The organism is Pseudomonas marincola (assembly GCF_900682675.2).
Classification (GTDB): Bacteria; Pseudomonadota; Gammaproteobacteria; order Pseudomonadales; family Pseudomonadaceae; genus Aquipseudomonas; species Aquipseudomonas marincola.
In genome coordinates, this window is record NZ_LR215729.2 from 3,200,571 (window position 1) to 3,217,760 (window position 17,190).

Annotated in this window: 17 protein-coding genes; 14 read left to right on the forward strand and 3 right to left on the reverse strand. The window is 56.8% G+C overall.

The features are described from left to right. Positions 1-215 precede the first annotated feature (215 nt). The 4 genes from PMYSY11_RS14940 (at position 216) to PMYSY11_RS14955 (ending at position 3,439) form a co-directional block, all read left to right on the forward strand. Positions 216-611 carry a hypothetical protein gene (locus PMYSY11_RS14940; RefSeq protein WP_150547297.1) on the forward strand — a complete coding sequence of 132 codons (396 nt, stop codon included), beginning with the start codon at positions 216-218 and terminating at the stop codon, positions 609-611. Positions 612-656: 45 nt separating this feature from the next. Then, complete coding sequence (locus PMYSY11_RS14945; RefSeq protein WP_150547298.1) at positions 657-1,655, forward strand: hypothetical protein; 999 nt, start codon at positions 657-659, stop codon at positions 1,653-1,655. A 223-nt stretch (positions 1,656-1,878) separates the two neighbouring features. Further along, positions 1,879-2,601, forward strand: a complete 723-nt coding sequence (locus PMYSY11_RS14950; protein ID WP_150547299.1) for a hypothetical protein — start codon at positions 1,879-1,881, stop codon at positions 2,599-2,601. Between the two features lie 364 nt (positions 2,602-2,965). Beyond that, on the forward strand, positions 2,966-3,439 hold the full coding sequence (locus PMYSY11_RS14955) for a YchJ family protein (RefSeq protein WP_150547300.1): 474 nt from the start codon (positions 2,966-2,968) through the stop codon (positions 3,437-3,439). 41 nt (positions 3,440-3,480) lie between these two features. Here PMYSY11_RS14955 and PMYSY11_RS14960 read toward each other — a convergent pair whose 3' ends face one another. Beyond that, entirely contained in the window at positions 3,481-4,119 is a 639-nt protein-coding gene (locus PMYSY11_RS14960) for a hypothetical protein (protein ID WP_150547301.1), read from the reverse strand. Positions 4,120-4,231: 112 nt separating this feature from the next. Here PMYSY11_RS14960 and PMYSY11_RS14965 point away from each other — a divergent pair, with 112 nt between their 5' ends. The 9 genes from PMYSY11_RS14965 to PMYSY11_RS15005 all read left to right on the forward strand — a co-directional run bounded on the left by PMYSY11_RS14965 (position 4,232) and on the right by PMYSY11_RS15005 (position 13,934). Beyond that, a complete protein-coding gene (locus PMYSY11_RS14965) occupies positions 4,232-4,729 on the forward strand; it encodes an LEA/WHy family protein (protein WP_069899316.1) in 498 nt (165 codons plus the stop codon). A 6-nt stretch (positions 4,730-4,735) separates the two neighbouring features. After that, positions 4,736-4,936, forward strand: a complete 201-nt coding sequence (locus tag PMYSY11_RS14970) for an SEC-C metal-binding domain-containing protein (RefSeq protein ID WP_150547302.1) — start codon at positions 4,736-4,738, stop codon at positions 4,934-4,936. A 7-nt stretch (positions 4,937-4,943) separates the two neighbouring features. Then, positions 4,944-5,396 carry a DUF2489 domain-containing protein gene (locus tag PMYSY11_RS14975; protein ID WP_150547303.1) on the forward strand — a complete coding sequence of 151 codons (453 nt, stop codon included), beginning with the start codon at positions 4,944-4,946 and terminating at the stop codon, positions 5,394-5,396. A 210-nt stretch (positions 5,397-5,606) separates the two neighbouring features. Next, entirely contained in the window at positions 5,607-8,144 is a 2,538-nt protein-coding gene (locus tag PMYSY11_RS14980) for a penicillin acylase family protein (protein WP_150547304.1), read from the forward strand. A gap of 518 nt (positions 8,145-8,662) precedes the next feature. Further along, on the forward strand, positions 8,663-9,781 hold the full coding sequence (locus tag PMYSY11_RS14985; protein ID WP_150547305.1) for an AI-2E family transporter: 1,119 nt from the start codon (positions 8,663-8,665) through the stop codon (positions 9,779-9,781). Further along, positions 9,771-11,321 carry an efflux transporter outer membrane subunit gene (locus PMYSY11_RS14990; RefSeq protein ID WP_150547306.1) on the forward strand — a complete coding sequence of 517 codons (1,551 nt, stop codon included), beginning with the start codon at positions 9,771-9,773 and terminating at the stop codon, positions 11,319-11,321. The genes PMYSY11_RS14985 and PMYSY11_RS14990 overlap by 11 nt, the downstream gene beginning before the upstream one ends. Beyond that, positions 11,314-12,444 (forward strand): HlyD family secretion protein, encoded by a 1,131-nt coding sequence (locus PMYSY11_RS14995; protein ID WP_150547307.1) that lies wholly within the window; start codon positions 11,314-11,316, stop codon positions 12,442-12,444. Before PMYSY11_RS14990 ends, PMYSY11_RS14995 begins: the two co-directional genes overlap by 8 nt. Continuing rightward, the gene (locus PMYSY11_RS15000; RefSeq protein ID WP_150547308.1) at positions 12,444-13,481 is read left to right on the forward strand and encodes a DUF2955 domain-containing protein; all 1,038 of its coding nucleotides are present in this window, start codon (positions 12,444-12,446) and stop codon (positions 13,479-13,481) included. Before PMYSY11_RS14995 ends, PMYSY11_RS15000 begins: the two co-directional genes overlap by 1 nt. Positions 13,482-13,487: 6 nt before the next feature. Continuing rightward, positions 13,488-13,934, forward strand: a complete 447-nt coding sequence (locus PMYSY11_RS15005; protein WP_090508732.1) for a potassium channel family protein — start codon at positions 13,488-13,490, stop codon at positions 13,932-13,934. Positions 13,935-14,152: 218 nt separating this feature from the next. On the opposite strand, the gene dcd is transcribed toward PMYSY11_RS15005, so the two are convergent. Continuing rightward, complete coding sequence (dcd, locus tag PMYSY11_RS15010; RefSeq protein WP_069899325.1) at positions 14,153-14,719, reverse strand: dCTP deaminase; 567 nt, start codon at positions 14,717-14,719, stop codon at positions 14,153-14,155. A gap of 324 nt (positions 14,720-15,043) precedes the next feature. On the opposite strand from dcd, the gene PMYSY11_RS15015 reads away from it, so the two are divergent. Beyond that, complete coding sequence (locus tag PMYSY11_RS15015; RefSeq protein ID WP_010484518.1) at positions 15,044-15,253, forward strand: cold-shock protein; 210 nt, start codon at positions 15,044-15,046, stop codon at positions 15,251-15,253. A gap of 758 nt (positions 15,254-16,011) precedes the next feature. Here PMYSY11_RS15015 and apbC read toward each other — a convergent pair. Beyond that, positions 16,012-17,103 (reverse strand): iron-sulfur cluster carrier protein ApbC, encoded by a 1,092-nt coding sequence (gene apbC, locus PMYSY11_RS15020; RefSeq protein ID WP_090508733.1) that lies wholly within the window; start codon positions 17,101-17,103, stop codon positions 16,012-16,014. Positions 17,104-17,190 lie beyond the last annotated feature (87 nt).

The following is a 17,190-nucleotide window of genomic DNA, read 5'->3' on the forward strand; positions in this document are numbered from 1 at the left end:
CCACGGTTGCCCGCCAGTCCCCGCTGTAGATCCAACTAAAAGATGCTTCAGGTACAGCCATATCCTGACCAGCATCAGCAATAAACAAACCCAAACCCAGAACCCTTTGATCGGCCTTGAAGATGCCCACGAGGCTTACTCCTTGGCCGTCTGGTCGTGCGCGTGTCTATGGCGCAAGGTCGATCAAAGGGTCACCTAATAGGAGATCCAATCCCATGAATGTAGAAATCACCACCCCCCTGAAAAATGAAGTGACCATCTCAGGTCAGAAGCTCAGCCGTGAGTATGCAGAGAACATTCTGCTGCCAATGCTGGTAGCTCAATGCCAAACCGCCAAAGCAAAGCAATTTGAGATCGTAAAGATTTTCTCTGAGGCAGGCTTATCGCTTTCAGCGATTCCTGATGTCGCCCGAGAGTTTCGCCAAGATCAAGCAGAGAAAGCGGCTGAGCGGTTACGCAGACAAGCTGAAGCTCAAGCACATGCCGAGCGCTGCCGAGTTGCCACGCCCCGTGAGCTGGCCGAGCTGAAGGCCCAAAGAGAAGCCCGAGCGGCTGCTATTCGAGAGCACGGTGAACAGGTCCGAGCAGCTTCCCGTAATTCCGGCTGGTAAAACCAAGCCACTACCTCAATCAACAATTTTCAGGAGAACAGTTCCATGCAGCCTAATAAATATGTGAAACCTACAACGCACTACTCGACCGCCTTCGATGATCAGAATGGGTCTATCCGCTTCAATACTTCTGACATCCGCGCAGACAACGAAGCTGCAACTGATGTATCCGTTTACGTTGAAGCCCTGACTGAAGGCCTCGACGATTACTTAAACGGTGACGAATGGCGTCAAGCAGCTATCGAGCGAACTCCTTGTGAGTTCCGTCCTGCTGGCTCTGAGGCCACAGGTCAACAAATCATCACGCTGGCAGACCGCTCTATTTCCTTCGATCCTCGTAAGAACTGGGACAATCAAACCATTGATAAAGGTGACGTTCTTGCCGGTTCTGTGATTTTCACGGAACCAACCGATGCTGCACTCGTCATCAGCCACCGCTTTACCATCCTTGATCACAACATGATGGCAGGCTTCACCGAGGGCTCATTGATCCAGACCGGCGATAAACTGCTACGGGACATTGAACACCTTGCTGCTGGCAAGATTGCTGCAATCCTTTCGGCTGCTCCAAGCACCGAGAGCATCGCTGAGACCAAGCCAACGGGTAAACCTGCTGAGGTCGCTGAGGATCTAATCGACATCCTGACGACTCACATCAACCAGACCGTAGGAACCTCCTTAGGGGACTTCGTGATTTTGCTCCCTGTGTCACTGGTAGCCGTTCTGGAGCGTGCTGCTCAGCGAGCTGGCGTAGATGGCATCGAGAGCCTCATTGGTGCATCAGTGCAGCCATACAGCGGAGCTGACCAAGGTCTATTCCTGCTGCCAAAGATGTTCACCAGTTTGAGCTACCGAGAAGGTCGTAACGGTGACGTGTGGAAGGTCCAAGCGACCCGCAACGGTGCCTACCAATGCTGGGACATCGAGATCATGGCCCTCGTGGACATCGTTGCTAATGGCAAAGTTAAGGTGAAGCTGACCGCCGATGGTCTTCAGACCGAGACAGTAGCCTTCCCGATGATCACCAATATCAAGCTGACCTGATCGCACAACCATGAGAGCCCCTTAAGACCGACACGATGAGGGTCCGGCTGGGGCCTATGGAAATCCCAAAGACCATCTGCCCCCTGCCCGTCGCTGGGCAATCAACCGATCAACCGTAGAGTCTTCCTGTTTGCTTCTTCATGCCATCGTCCAGAACCTTTGTCGGGTCTCTGCGCTGGGCCGTGGGAGCGAACTTGAGGGAGCAAACAAGAGGAACAAGACAATGTACCTGATCAACAACACTGACACCCTTCTGCCTATCGAAATCAACGGCCATACCTTCAAACCAAACACTGAAGGCCTTTGGAGCCTCAATGAGATCCATCAGGCTTTGAGCCTTGTCGAAGCTAAGCGACCATCTGAATGGCGTAACGCGGTTTCCACAGAGCTGCGAACCTCCGGAAATTTGCGGAGCTTGGACGGCAGCGGAACCCTTGCCACGGAGTCGGGAGCAATTGCCTATGCAATGTGGGTCTCCACGGACTTCTATCTGATGGTCGTACGCGCTTTCGTCACTATGCGTAACGACTCTATCTTGAACGCCCGCATGGCCCTTCTGGCAACTGCTGAGGCAGACATTCAGCTCGCCAAGGCAGTCCCAAAAGCTGACCTGATCGACTCTCGCTTAACTGGTAACGGGATTCCATGGGGGCAAGCCTGCAAGTTGGCCGGAGTGACCAAGCCGCAATTGGCAAAACAATATCTGGTCCACACCGCACACTTCGTCTCTCAGGAGCACCCTACCGAATATCGAAAAATCCTCAAGCCAGCATCACGGGCATTCACTGGGGGATTCTTCAAGTCTTGCTCACTGAGCTACGGCAATGAAGATGGCTACCGTGTCACCGCCAAGGGCCTTGCGTGGCTCCAAGGGAAAGCTCAAGAAATCAATACGGCCATCGCTGAGAGATCCCGCAAGCAAGCTGTTGCGCGTCGAAAGAAGTAACTGAAAGAGAGAACCCAATGGACACCCTACAGGCTGCCTATCTGGTCTGTGTGGCTGTCCATTTGGTCTTATGCCTTTGGTCACATAGGTCCAGATGAGAAAATATAAAAAATTTGGGAATGACCATCTAATCAATCATTCCCTTTCAGGTTCCCCCGTGCGCCCTCTTCAGTGTCAATTCACCGCTCGCAGAATGGCCCAATGACCATCCGAGGGTCTCGCCAAGTGTCACCAGTCGTGTAACCATGCTGTCACCAGAAACACTTGAGATACCCTATGAAGCCCGCTACGCTTGGTCTGCCGCCAGTGGCCCACAAGTTTTGGGCTAATCCTGAAAATTTCGGCAAGTACTGGTGGTAAGCCTATGAACGCAAGCCCAGCCTGCCCATGCGGAAGCGGCAGTTCACTGAATGAATGTTGCGGCCACTTTCACTCAGGCACCGCAGCGCCCAGCGCATTGCTGCTCATGCGATCGCGCTACAGTGCTTATGTATTGGGACAAATTGACTATTTAATCGCGACCACCCTGCCCGCCCAGCAGGCGCAGCTTGATCGCCAGTCCATCAGCGACTGGAGCTTGAGCAGCACGTGGCTGGGTCTGGAGGTTGAGTCGAACGAGGTGCTGGGCGGGCAACCTGAACATGCGTTCGTCACGTTCAATGTGCGCTGGCATGACAACACGGGCGAACACAGCCACCGCGAACGCTCAGCGTTCGTTCAGGTTGGCGAAAAATGGTATTTCATCGACCCGACTATTGAACTCAAGGCCGGTCGCAACGACCCGTGTCCCTGCAGCAGTGGGCAAAAATTCAAGAAGTGCTGCGCACCCTTCATTTGAGTGCGCGCCATACAGCAGCTAACGGCGCTGCTGTGGGTACTTTAAGGCTGCAACTTGATGTGCGACGTATCAGGCGCCGGAGCCGCTGGCGGGGCTTTCTGCTGACCCATGTCGCTGCCAACCGGAGCCAGGCTGAACTCGGACAAGTCCAACGGAAGCTCAGCCACTTCGGTTTTCTCTTCCAGCAGATCAGCGCCCACTGGAGCGATGTCGAAGTCCGGCGCGTCTACTTCACTGAAAGCCGCCATGTACTCGTCACGCGGTAATAGTCGTTTGCCGGACGCGGCAGTTGTTTGCGGTGTGTCGGCAGCGGATGCGATTTGGGCGGTTTGCGGAGCGGCTTCTGCTGGGGGTTCTGAACCAGGGGACTCTGGCGCAGGTGTGCCTGCCGCAGGGTTGCCTGCCACAGGTACGCCTGCCGCACTTCGTACAGCAGCACCTTGTTCTGTTGCAGCGACTTCGGCCACTTCGACAACCGCGCCAGCGCGTTCGATGGTGGCGCGGTATTTTTCTGCCGTCGCGGCGTCGAGACCGGTTTTGATCACGATGCGTCGCCCGGAAAACAACAAGGCAATCCGCTGTTCATCGGCCTGAAACAGCTTGGCCAGGTTGGCCTTTACCTTCACAGGGTCCGCGCCCGGTACCAGTTGCCCGGCAAAAGCAATCTCAAAACGCAGCATCGTCACACTCCTGTCCTTGTCATACTTCAGTATGACGTAAGTTTTTTTAACCTCACAACATCTTGCAGCCGAGCAGTTGCTTGTTACACTGGGGCGTCTTACGGAGTATGAAATGTCATTTCAGGCCAAAACTATAAGAATCTTCAGCCTACTCGCCCTGTTTGGCTTGCTCGCAGGCTTGGGCGGCTGTTCCACATGGATGACCGGCAACTTTAAAGACCCGGAGATTCGCCTGGTCAAGGTTGACGTAGTCAAAGCCAAATTGCTCGAACAGCAGTTTGTCCTGCGCTTCAGTATCAATAACCCCAACGATGTCAGCTTGCCAGTGCGCGGCCTCGATTATTCGGTGTTCCTCAACGATATAAAGCTGGCGGAAGGCGAATCTGATGTCTGGTTCACGGTTCCTGCCAATGGCACGCAAACCTTCAAGGTTCCGGTGCGCACCAACCTGTGGCGCCACGTGCGGCAGATCGTGAAAATGCTCGAAAGCCCGGACGAGGCAATCAAGTACAGTTTCTCGGGTGAAGTAAAAACCGGTTTATTATTCGGCCGCAGCGTGCATCTGTCGCGAGATGGCGAGATAATTCCCGGAGATTTCATCCCGGAGTAGTTTTGCATGACCCAACAACCTCACGTCCACGACCCAGACTGCAACCATGATCACGATCACCACGATCATGATCACGGCCATGTGCACGGCCCGAACTGCGGCCACGCTCATCAGGAACCTGTGCGCAACGCGCTGAAAGATGTCGGCCGCAACGACCCTTGCCCATGCGGCAGCCAGAAGAAGTTCAAAAAGTGCCACGGCGCCTGATCCGCGCATGAGTACAACCAACCTGTTGTTGCTGCTCGCCGGAACTGCTGTTGTTCTGGCGCTGGCGGCTTACGCCCTGCACTTGTGGCGCCGGGTCTGGCTGCGCCAGAAGCAGCAAGAAGCAGCAAATGACGCCCAGCACATTCGCCTCAGGGATGATTTGCGTGTGCTTGCCAGCAGCCTGCTCGATGAGCAATTGCCGCTGATTGAGGGTGCGATCCGCATCAAGGTGCTGCTCGACAACTATGATCTCGGTCTCAGCAATGATGCGCGGTGTCAGGTGTTCCAGACGCTGTTTGCCGCCACCGAGCATGTGCCGACACATGCTGGCTGGAAAGCCCTGAGCAAAGAACAACGGCGTCAGCATGAGAAGGATTTCTCCGCCCTTGAACTGCAACACAAGGCAGCAGCCCGCACGGCTGCACGCTGGTTGCTGGACGAGGGTTTAAGCGCCGCGTGAGAACAGCGTCTGACAATCTGCAACAACGCTTGTCAGGCGCCTCGCCGCTCACTACCTTACGCATCCGCCGAACGCTACATAGCTAAAGGCCTGAGGACTGAACTCAAACGCCCACCGCGCGGTCCAGTCTTTGCATCGTCTGCCCGGCATCACTGCTAGGCTTTGCTCCCAATAAACTTATTATCCTGCGTTCTGCAAGGAGTCCGTTGCATGCAATCGCGCGTGTTTCGTCCCACCACTGGTTTTGGCCTTGGCGCCACTCTTATCGGCGCCATCACCCTCAGCGGTTGCCAATCGTTTCTCGACAGTCGCTACGGCGACAGTGTTGCGCCAGACCACGGCACCTTTGCCATCAAAGGGCTGGCGCAAAATGCAGTGGTCAGGCGTAACGCGTTGGGCATGCCCCTCATCGAGACCAACACCTTCCACGACGCGCTGTTCACGATGGGTTACATACACGCCAGCGACCGCCTCAGCCAAATGGTCGGCATGCGCTTGATGGCGGAAGGTCGGCTGGCAGAAATGGTCGGCCCCGACGCATTGGAAACAGACCGTTTGATGCGTGCTGTGAATCTGCGCAAAAGTGCCGACACGCTTTATAAAGAAGCCTCGCCACGCCTTAAGAAGTTCTTTGAGGTTTACGCCCGGGGTGTGAACGCCTACCTGTACCGCTACCGCGACAAGTTGCCGATGGATCTGGCCGAGTCTGGCTACCGTCCGGCTTATTGGAAACCGGAAGACTCTGCGCTGATTTTCAGCCTGATGAACTTCGGCCTGGCGGTGAATCTACAGGAAGAAGTCGCCGCGCTGATCATGGCGCAGAAAGTCGGCAGCGATCAGCTCGCCTGGCTGCTGCCAACCTATCCGGACGAGCCGCTGCCGTTTGCCGAGGCCGAGAAACTCAAAGGCCTCAAGCTCAATGGCCAAATTGCCGGGTTGGCTGCGGTTGAGAATGCCGCTGGGCAATTTGCCCAACAGCACATGCTCAGCGTCGCAGCCTCCAACAACTGGGCGATTGCGCCGCAGAACAGCCGCAGCGGCAAAAGCTTGCTGGCCAACGACACCCACTTACCTATCGCCCTGCCCTCGGCCTGGAATTTTGTGCAGATCAACGCGCCAAAATACAAGGTCGCCGGCGTTTCCATCGCCGGTATCCCAACGGTCGTCGCCGGCTTCAATGGCTCGCTCGGCTGGGGCATGACCATGGTCATGGGCGACAATCAGGATCTGTTCCTCGAACAGATAAAACGCCAGGGCAGCGGTTTGTCCTACCTTGCGGACGGTAAATGGGTGCAAGCGCAGGAGCGCAAGGAAACCTTCTTTATCAAGGGTGAGCGGCCGATTCGTGAAACCATTTACGAGACCCGCCACGGCGTACTGTTGAACTCGGTTCTGGGCGAGCGGAAAAATCCGCTGCAACCCCTGCAGGTTCAGTCGGGTTATGGCTTGGCGCTGAAAACCACCCAGTTCGAAGCGGACAAGAGCCTTGATGCCTTCTTCGACTTGTCGCGGGCGCAGAACGTCGATCAAGCCTTCGAGGCTGCCCGAGAAATTCGCGCCACCCCGTTGAACATGGTGTTTGCCGACTCCCAACACATTGGCTGGCAAGTCACCGGTCGCTTCCCCAACCGCCTTGCAGGCCAGGGCCTGATTCCCTCGCCGGGCTGGAACAGCCAATATGAGTGGGACGGTTTCGCCGAACCGATGCTGCATCCATATGATCAGGATCCGCCGCAGGGCTGGCTGGGCACCGCCAACCAGCGCACAGTGCCACGCGGTTACGGCATGCAGCTGTCCAACTCCTGGTATTACCCGGAGCGTGCCGAGCGCATGGCTGAAATGGCGGCGAGCGGCAAGCACGACACGCAAAGCATGATCCGCATGCAATACGACCAGAAGTCCAACTTCGTCGCTAAATTGCAGGCCATGTTCACCGCCCCCGGCATGGCAGAGTCACTGCAAGGTGCGATATCTGCATTACCAACGGCTGAGCGCAGTAAAGCCGAGGAGGCACTGAAAAGGTTGATGGCGTTCGATGGCAATCTGACTGCCACCTCCGCTGATGCAGCGCTTTACGAGAGTTTCCTGCAAGAAAGTGCCAAGCAGATATTCCTCGATCAACTCGGCCCCTTGAACAGCCCGGCCTGGACGGCGCTGGTCGAGACCGCCAACAGTTCCTACTCGGCGCAGGCGGATCACCTGCTCGGCCGCGATGACAGCCCGTTCTGGGATGACATCAGCACCGCGCAAAAAGAGACCAAGCCACAGATTCTGGCGCGCAGCCTCGCCGCGTCTGTTACCTCGCTGGAAAGCGCACTGGGCAGTAATCGCAGCAACTGGCAATGGGGCAAACTGCACCAATACCAGTGGCTAAGCGATGCCAGCAAAATGGCGCCGAACATGAGCGCCAGCCAGCGCGCCAATATCAACTCGATCAAGAGTTATCTGGACCGCGGCCCTTATCCGGCCGGTGGCGACCACACCACCCTGAACGTATCGGCGTACCACTGGGGACAGGATTTTGATACCTGGCTGATTCCGGCCATGCGCATCATTGTCGACTTCGGTCGCGACGAGCCGTTCATTGGTCTCAACAGTTCCGGCCAGTCCGGGAACCCGGCAAGCGATCACTATGCAGACGGCATTGATGCCTGGCTCAAAGGCGGATATGTGAGCTTCCCTTTCAAATCGCAGAACGTCGACAAGGTCTACGGCAGTAAACGTTTGATGCTGACACCGAGCCGCTAATGACCGTTCGTCGGCTTTTGAGTGGCCGACTGTGAACCTTTTATGGAGTTAGCCACTCAGAGATAGTGGACTTACTCCATAGATCATCGTTTAGGGCGCTTTATAGCGCCCTTTCTTTTGCCCCGAATTTACCCAGGCAGCCCTCCAGCCCCCTGCTCGCGGCCATTCAACGCCTGCACGCGCCTGCACGCGCCTGCACATAATTAAATCCGGCCTCCGCCCATTGAGTCGACAAACCCTGCGACAATGGGCAGCACCTTTGATTGATCAATAATTTGAACTTTCAATGAGGCGCCGGGCTCTATGGGCAGCCAGAAATATCCCCTATCTTTTATAGGCTTATTCTCGCCCGGCGGGACGCATCTGCCTGTTATCGAAAAATCTGGCAACTCATTTAAATAGTCTCAGAGGGCCACTGGATTTCTGACCAACGGCTACACTGTTCTCATCGTCTACTTTAAAGACGCGCTCATCTCACGTTGTATGGCCCCTGCTCAGCCACTTAGAAAGGAACTCATATGTCGCTCACTCCGCCACCAGACCTGCAATTCTCGCGAAACTTACTGGATACATTTATCCGTGCTGCGCTTATCGCCATTTTGGTGTACGGCTGCTACCAGGTTTTCCATCCGTTTCTGGGCATGATGCTCTGGGCGCTGATTCTGGGCGTAACTCTGTATCCGCTGCAGGGCATGATCAAGGCGCGCTTGGGCAATCACGATGGTCGCGCCGCATCCTTGCTTGTGGTGTTGGCAATTGCCGTGCTGCTGGTTCCGGTGTACTTCCTTGGCACATCACTCACCGAGTCTGTGCAAGCCGCCATCGAGACGGTGAAGAGTGGCACTGTGCATATTCCCGCACCGCCCGCCTCGGTTGAAGAATGGCCGCTGATTGGTAAATCGCTGTATAGCTTCTGGGCCAATGCAGCGTCGGATCTGACCAGCGTGCTGCAAAGCCTCGCCCCTCACCTGAAAGGTTTTACTCTGGGTTTACTGAGTAAGCTGGCCGGCGTGGGCGCAGGTTTTCTGGTCTTCATCGGTTCGCTGATCATTGCCGGCATCATGATGGCTTATGGCGAAAGCGGCCACAGAAGCGCTGTGCGCATTGCCGACCGTATTATCGGCCCAGACCGTAGTCATAGCTTTATCACCCTGTGCACCGCCACCATTCGTGCCGTGGCGCAAGGCGTGATTGGTATTGCCTTCATTCAGATGGTGGTGATTGGCATAGGCTTCGTGGTGATGGGTATTCCGGGCGCGGGCTTGCTGGCCATGGTTGTGTTGTTGCTGGGCATCATGCAGTTGCCGGTCCCTCTGCTGACCATTCCGGTAATCGCCTTTGTGTTCTTCACTGAAGGCACCTCGCTGGCCACTATCATCTTCGCCATTTACACCTTTATCGGCGGCTTGCTGGATAACATCCTCAAGCCAATGTTGCTTGGCCGGGGTGTCGATGTACCGATGCCGGTGATTCTGATCGGCGCATTGGGCGGCATGCTTGCAGGCGGCATCATCGGCCTGTTCATTGGCCCGGTTGTGCTGGCCGTCGGCTACAAGTTGTTCTGGCAGTGGATTGATGCTGGCCAGACTACGCCGACGATTGTTGAAGCCGAAAGCGTTAAGCAGGATGCGCAGTAAGCGCATCAAGTCAGCGCTCACTGGACCCACCCGATTTACCCTGCCGCTGCTGTATGGCTGTGTACTCTCGGGCTGTGTCCAGCTTGGCCCTGATTTCACATCGCCTACCGAGCCCTGGGTCGATGGCTGGAGCAGTCAGTCGATCAGCGCGGTCACCGACCATCAGCCGCAGGCCGCCAATGTGCAATGGTGGTCGGCGTTTGACGACCCGTTGCTCGACCGCCTTATCAGCGAGGCCGATGCGCACAACTCCAGCCTGCGCATTGCCGGCCTGAGCATTCTTGAATCACGCGCGCGCCTGGGCATCGCTCAGGCGGGTCGCCTGCCGCAAGCCCGAATCGCCAGTGCCGATGCGTTCTACATAGACCGCAATCAGTCTGGTGGCAGCAACCCGCAAGACAGTCACTTCGCCCAATACAGCGCCGGTGTCGATGTTGGCTGGGAGCTGGACTTCTGGGGTCGCTACAGCCGCGCCATCGAGTCATCCAACGCCGCCTATTTTGCCGCCCAGGCCAATTATCAGGACTTACTGGTATTGCTCCGCGCGCAGGTGGCCACCAATTACTTTGCCCTGCGCACCGCCGAGGCTCGCCTGCGGATTGCCCGGGACAACGCCGAACGGCAAAAGCGCAGCTATGAAATCACGGAGCGCTTGTTCAAAAGCGGCAACAGCGCCGAGCTGGACCTGCAACAAGCCAAGAGCCAATATCTGGGAACCTTGAGCAGCATCCCCGACTTCGAAGCGCAGGTTGCCAGCACGCGCAATGCACTGGCCGTACTGATTGGTCGGCCGCCCAGTGATTTGCCTGAACTGGCCGAACAGACCGGTTTGATTCCACTGGTCGATAGCGCCGCAATCAATGAAGTGCCAGCTAACCTGCTTCTGCGTCGCCCGGATATTCGCGCCGCACAGTGGCAGGTTGCTGCGCAGTCGGCGCTGGTTGGCGTTGCCGAAACCGACCTGTATCCCTCGCTGACCCTGCTCGGCACTATTGGCTGGTCGGCAAGCTCGCTGAGCGCGGCCTCCGACAGCCTGACACTGGGCGCCGGTCCCAGCTTGAGCTGGAATATTTTTGACCAAGGCCTGCTGCGCAATAACGTGCGTGTGCAGGACGCCCGCCTGCAGCAGTTGATCGTGGCCTACCGCGACAGCGTGCGCCAAGCCGCTCGCGAGGCCGACGATGCCGCAACCGGCCTGATCAAATCGCTCGAGCGCGAACGCATTCTGCATGACGCCGCCGCCGCTGCCGAACGCTCACTGGAGCTTGCCACCGCGCAATACCGCGAGGGTTATTCCGACTTCCAGCGTGTTCTCGACGCACAACGGGCGCTGGCCAGTCAGCAAGACAGCTATCTGCTCAGCCGCAGCGCCGCTGTGAGCAATCTGATCAGCCTGTACAAGTCGCTCGGCGGCGGCTGGCAGAACCAGCAACCGCTGATAGATGACGCCACCCGCGAACAAATGTCGCAACGCACCGACTGGGGCGATCTGCTGGATGAAAGCAGCCCCACCTCCAATAAGGCCCAAGCCAATGACTGAATCTCAACAGCGCGCGGAGCAACCCGCCACCGAGCCTGCAGCCGCCAAGGCGCCAGATCCGAGCCGTAAAGGCGTACTGATTGTCGGCGTGCTGATCATTGTCAGCCTGATCTGGTATTTGCTCGCCGATCGATTCACGCCATACACCCAGCAAGCCCGGGTGCAGGCTTATATCGTTGCCGTAGCGCCAGAAGTTGCCGGACGTGTTACGCAAGTGGCCATCCGCAACAACCAGACGGTCGAGAAAGGCCAGTTGCTGTTCAAAATCGACCCGCAGCCCTACCAGATCGCCTTGGACCGAGCCCTTGCCGATCAAGCCAACGTACGTACTCAAGTCGGCGCGAGCACTGCCGGCATCGATTCGGCACTGGCTTCGTTGCGCGCCGCGCAGGCCAATGAACTCAAGGCCCGGCAAGACCGCGACCGCTTGGAGCGTTTGTACCGCGAAGACGCCGGAACCATCTCTCTGCGCCGCCTGGAAATCTCCCGCGCAACGCTTGAGCAATCGACCAGTCAGGTTGCCGCCGCACGTGCCGAAGTCCAGCGCGCTCGCGAGCAGGAAGGCGGCAGCGGCGATGACAACGCCAAACTGCGCAGCGCCGCCAGCGCGGTCGAAAAAGCCCGTCTCGACCTGAGCAAGACCGAAGTGCACGCCAACTCGGCAGGCTTGATCACAGACCTGCGCATCGATGTCGGCCAGTTTGCCGCCGCCGGCGCCGCGCAAATGACCCTGATCGCCCTGAATGACGTATGGATCAGCGCAGACATGACCGAGAACAACCTCGGCCATATGCGAACCGGCACGCCCGTCTCCATTGTGCTCGACTCCATGCCCGGGCACGTATTGAGCGGCACAGTGCGCAGCATCGGTTACGGCGTCAGCGTCAGCCAGAGCACTCCGCCAGGCGCCTTGCCGACAGTGCAGAATAGCCGCGACTGGCTTCGCGCCGCCCAGCGTTTCCCGGTAATTGTCGGAATAGATGAAGGCCAGCTGGACAACTATGAAGGCTTGCGCGTTGGCGGTCAGGCGGAAGTCATGGCCTTTCCAATGGAAGGCAACCCGCTGAACCTGCTCGGGCACGCATTCCTGCGTTTCATGAGCTGGCTCTCCTACGCTTACTGATGAACAGCACAACTGTCGATCCACGTCCGCGGAGCGCTTTACGCGTCGCAGTCGGTACAGCGCTGTCGCTGGCCGTGAGCTTTTCGCTGGCCCTGCCACTGCCGTTTCTGGCGCCCATGTTAACCCTGTTTCTGCTGGTCATGCGCAACCAGCCACTGCCGCTTAAGGGCGGTATCGCGCTGGCTGTTGTGGTGGCACTTACGACCAGCAGCGGCTTGCTGGTGACGCCGCTGCTGCAGTATTACCCCTTAAGCGGTGTGCTGGTTATCGCCCTCAGCCTGTTTGGCTGTTTTCACTACGCCTTGCGCGGCGGCAACAACCTGCTGTCGACCTTCGTGGTGATCGGTCTGACGATGATCGCTGCCGCAGGCGCCACCTCATTCGCATTGGCGCTGATGGTCATCGAAGGGCTAATAAAGAGCGTTCTGGTCACAACCATTATGGTGATGATCAGCCACTGGCTGTTCCCCGAGCCGAAAGGCCTGCCAGCCCCCGCTCCCCCGGCGAAATCGACGCCCGATGAAGCTAAGTGGATTGCCTTGCGCGCCGCCCTGGTGGTGATGCCATCGTTTCTAATGGCCCTGATTGATCCGGCCAGCTACATGCCGCTGATCATGAAGTCAGTCAACTTGGGCCAGCAGGTGTGCATTACCAGTTCACGCAATGCCGGTCGCGAGATAATCGGCTCGACCCTGCTAGGCGGGCTGCTGGCTATCGGGTTCTGGACGCTGCTGAGCATCCTGCCGCACATCTGGATGTTTTTTATTCTCACGCTGTTCTTCATCCTGCTCCTGGCCCGTCGCCTATACCGCCTGGTGCAGAACACCCTGTCACCGAGTTTCTGGCTCAACACCGCCAGCACCATGATCATCCTGCTTGGCCAATCTGTGCAGGACAGCGCTACCGGCAAGGATGTTTACACCGCGTTCGCCGTCCGCATGGGCCTGTTTACCGCCGTTACGCTGTATGCCTGCGCCGCCATCTACGTGATTGACAGCCGCCGCATGCATCGCCTGAAAAACCAACTTTCCGGATAACCCGAAATGCTAATGAACCTACTTGTTGGTATCCCCGTGATGCTGATCTGCCTGATATTCCAGGCGATATTCGTTGCCTTGTGTTTGCGTGCCTACATCACCCATCGCAAAAAAATTATCGATCTCGAAAGGCCATTCGTTAACAATATCGTGTTGCTGTCACTGATCATGATCCTGATGCTGGTCGGCAACTTCGTGCAGATGGCCATCTGGGCGCAGGTATTTATCTGGCTCGGCGAATTCAGTGACTTCACCACCGCGCTGTACCACTCCGGGGTGAATTTCGCGACGTTGGGCTACGGCGATATCGTCATGTCCGAACAATGGCGCCTGCTCGGCCCGCTGGAAGCCTCCAACGGTATCCTGATGTTTGGTGTATCGACCTCGGTGATGACCGCCGCCGTCATGGACATCATCAAACAGTCTCTGGGCAGGGCCAACTTCCCTTTATAAGGCGCTCTGAGTCGCTGAAGAACTCGCTTTCTACTCATCCCAACACTGAGGATGGGTAGAGCCAAGCGAAACCCGTCACGCGATAGCTGGTTTAATCCGCAACGAGCCTATCGACTCGAAAACGGCTGCGCTCACGACAAGGTTGGTTCTAGAAGTCCGTAAACTGCGCGCACAAAAAAGCCGAGCAAATGCTCGGCTTTTTGCATTGCAGCGCGGGATCAGGCTTTTGGCAGGGTCACTCCCTGCTGGCCCTGATACTTGCCGCCACGGTCTTTATAAGAGACTTCGCAGGCCTCGTCAGACTCAAGGAACAACATCTGCGCCACGCCTTCGTTGGCGTAAATCTTCGCCGGCAACGTCGTGGTGTTGGAGAACTCCAGCGTCACGTGACCTTCCCACTCAGGTTCCAGCGGGGTGACGTTGACGATAATCCCACAACGCGCGTAAGTGCTTTTGCCCAGGCAGATAGTCAGTACGTTGCGCGGAATGCGGAAGTACTCAACCGTGCGCGCCAGTGCAAACGAGTTTGGCGGGATGATGCAAACATCACTTTTAACGTCAACAAAACTTTTTTCATCAAAGTTTTTTGGGTCGACCGTTGCCGAGTTGATGTTGGTAAAAACTTTGAATTCATCTGCGCAACGCACGTCGTAGCCGTAGCTCGAAACGCCGTAGGAGATCAGCCGCTCGCTGCCTTCAGTCCGTACCTGGCGCTCGACAAACGGCTCTATCATGCCGTTTTCCTGGGCCATGCGGCGAATCCACTTATCCGATTTGATGCTCATGGCTGATGTCCTGAATGAGGTTATGAATGAACAATGCGCGCATCTTACCGGTGCTTGCCTTGAGGTTCAAAGTCTGTTGACGAGTGTCGTCATTGGCCGGTTATTTCGCGCCATCAGTCAATAAATAACAGAAAGGTGCACAGAGCATTCGCTCTTAGCGCAAAAAAGGGGTATGGTGCTTCCACTGTGCTGCATGTGTCACCGCGAATCGCTACTTGATGCCTAGATTTCGATCCAAACATCGTCCGACTCCTAGTACTCGTTGCACTCAGTCCCGGCCTGGTTTTTTCCAGGGCTGTAATTACTTTTGTTAGGAGATTTCACATGTCTAATCGTCAAACTGGCACCGTTAAGTGGTTCAACGATGAGAAAGGCTACGGCTTCATCACTCCACAATCTGGTGATGACCTGTTCGTACACTTCAAAGCTATCCAGAGCGATGGCTTCAAGAGCCTGAAAGAAGGCCAGCAAGTGACTTTCGTGGCCACCCGTGGTCAGAAAGGCATGCAAGCTGAGGAAGTACAAGTTATCTAACTTGTCCTCCCTATAAAAAACCCCGCTTCGGCGGGGTTTTTTTATGCCTGCAGAAATCCTAATCATGCGGCGATCCACCAATCGCCTGACGGATTGCGGCGCCAAGCGCCGCTATCCATCCTCCATGTTTAGTACGGCACGAATAGGTTCGCGTCCCGACGGAGGATGGTTAACCCAAAGGGTAAACCGTCATGGCGGTTTGTGGGGTGTACACCGTCGCGCTTTGCAGATACCGCAGTTGGCCGGTCAATAAACTCGACTCGCATCATGCGGCGCTTCACCAATCGCCCGACGGATTGCGGCGCAAGCGCCGCTATCCATCCTCCGTGTTGCGCACGGCACAAATAGGTTCGCGTCCCGTGGAGGATGGTTAACCCGAAGGGTAAACCGTCATGGCGGATTGTGGGGTGTACACCGTCGCGCGTTACAGGTTCGGCAGGTGGCCGATTAATCAATACGATCCAAATCATGCGGCGATCCACCAATCGCCTGACGGATTGCGGCGCCAAGCGACGCTATCCATCCTCCGTATTGCGCACGGCACGAACGGGTTCACGTCCCGACGGAGGACGGTTAACCCGAAGGGTAAACCGTCATGGCGGTTTGTGGGATGTACACGGCTGCGCTTTGCAGATACCGCTGGTGGCCGGTTGATCAATGCGATCCAAATCATGCGGCGATTCACCAATCGCCCGACGGATTGCGGCGCGTAGCGCCGCTATCCATCCTCCGTGTTGCACGCGGCGGGTTGATTGCTATCAGTCGTCGCTGACGGAGATGGTCGGCATGGCCTGGGCGTTTGCGTCGCCCTGAGCGATGCGCGCGCCAACCTTTCTTGCGGTTTCCTGATAGATCATTGCGATCTGGCTTTCAGGATCGGCAATGGTGGTTGGCTTGCCGCCATCGGACTGCATGCGGATGGCCATCGACAACGGCATTGAGGCCAACAGATCAACGTCAAACTGCGCCGCCAGCTTCTCACCGCCGCCTTCACCGAACAGGTGCTCGGCATGGCCGCAATTCGAGCAGATGTGCACGGCCATATTCTCGACCACACCCAGCACTGGAATATTGACCTTACGGAACATCTCGACGCCCTTCTTGGCATCCAGCAACGCCAAATCTTGCGGCGTGGTTACGATTACTGCACCGGCAACCGGTACTTTCTGCGCCAGCGTCAGCTGAATATCGCCGGTGCCTGGCGGCATATCGACGATCAGGTAATCAAGGTTATCCCAGGCGGTTTGGGTAATCAGTTGCAGCAAGGCACCGGAGACCATCGGCCCACGCCAGACCACAGGCGTATTCTCGTCGGTGAGAAATGCCATCGACATAACCTCAACGCCATGCGCCTTGATCGGTACAAACCACTTCTGATCCTTGACCAGTGGCCGCGTGCCTTCAGCAATACCGAACATAATGCCCTGGCTGGGCCCGTAGATATCCGCATCGAGAATACCGACACGCGCACCTTCGCGAGCCAGCGCCAGTGCAAGGTTGGCCGCGGTAGTGGATTTACCCACACCGCCTTTGCCCGACGCCACAGCAATCACATTCTTGACGTTTTCCAGCGCGGGCACCTGGGCCTGCGCTTTATGCGCCTGCACCACGCAATCGACTGTCACCACCGCGCTATCAACGCCATCGAGATTGCTCAGGGCCATTTCCAGCATTTGCGCCCAGCCGCTTTTGAACAGGCCGGCGGAATACGGCAACTCAAGGCGTACAGACACCTTGGCACCTTGTACATCCACTTCGCGCAGACACCCGGAAGTGACCGGATCCTGATTCAAGTGTGGATCGGTGTACTGACGAAGGGTGGCTTCAACCACTTCACGGGTGACAGACATGAAAACTCCCAAACTGAGGTCAAGTAACGCAAGCAGTCATCTTACCGCAAAGCCACTGTTGCGCCAGAACCAGACTTTTACTGCGCA

Bases quoted from the DNA above. Each gene is read 5' to 3' on its own strand.
- PMYSY11_RS14970 (WP_150547302.1), top strand. From the start codon at position 4,736: ATGACCCAACAACCTCACGTCCACGACCCAGACTGCAACCATGATCAC.
- PMYSY11_RS14975 (WP_150547303.1), top strand. From the start codon at position 4,944: ATGAGTACAACCAACCTGTTGTTGCTGCTCGCCGGAACTGCTGTTGTT.
- dcd (WP_069899325.1), bottom strand. From the start codon at position 14,719: ATGAGCATCAAATCGGATAAGTGGATTCGCCGCATGGCCCAGGAAAAC.
- PMYSY11_RS14955 (WP_150547300.1), top strand. From the start codon at position 2,966: ATGAACGCAAGCCCAGCCTGCCCATGCGGAAGCGGCAGTTCACTGAAT.
- PMYSY11_RS14960 (WP_150547301.1), bottom strand. From the start codon at position 4,119: ATGCTGCGTTTTGAGATTGCTTTTGCCGGGCAACTGGTACCGGGCGCG.
- PMYSY11_RS15015 (WP_010484518.1), top strand. From the start codon at position 15,044: ATGTCTAATCGTCAAACTGGCACCGTTAAGTGGTTCAACGATGAGAAA.
- apbC (WP_090508733.1), bottom strand. From the start codon at position 17,103: ATGTCTGTCACCCGTGAAGTGGTTGAAGCCACCCTTCGTCAGTACACC.
- PMYSY11_RS14980 (WP_150547304.1), top strand. From the start codon at position 5,607: ATGCAATCGCGCGTGTTTCGTCCCACCACTGGTTTTGGCCTTGGCGCC.
- PMYSY11_RS14985 (WP_150547305.1), top strand. From the start codon at position 8,663: ATGTCGCTCACTCCGCCACCAGACCTGCAATTCTCGCGAAACTTACTG.
- PMYSY11_RS14965 (WP_069899316.1), top strand. From the start codon at position 4,232: ATGTCATTTCAGGCCAAAACTATAAGAATCTTCAGCCTACTCGCCCTG.
- PMYSY11_RS14950 (WP_150547299.1), top strand. From the start codon at position 1,879: ATGTACCTGATCAACAACACTGACACCCTTCTGCCTATCGAAATCAAC.
- PMYSY11_RS14940 (WP_150547297.1), top strand. From the start codon at position 216: ATGAATGTAGAAATCACCACCCCCCTGAAAAATGAAGTGACCATCTCA.
- PMYSY11_RS15000 (WP_150547308.1), top strand. From the start codon at position 12,444: ATGAACAGCACAACTGTCGATCCACGTCCGCGGAGCGCTTTACGCGTC.
- PMYSY11_RS14945 (WP_150547298.1), top strand. From the start codon at position 657: ATGCAGCCTAATAAATATGTGAAACCTACAACGCACTACTCGACCGCC.
- PMYSY11_RS14995 (WP_150547307.1), top strand. From the start codon at position 11,314: ATGACTGAATCTCAACAGCGCGCGGAGCAACCCGCCACCGAGCCTGCA.
- PMYSY11_RS14990 (WP_150547306.1), top strand. From the start codon at position 9,771: ATGCGCAGTAAGCGCATCAAGTCAGCGCTCACTGGACCCACCCGATTT.
- PMYSY11_RS15005 (WP_090508732.1), top strand. From the start codon at position 13,488: ATGCTAATGAACCTACTTGTTGGTATCCCCGTGATGCTGATCTGCCTG.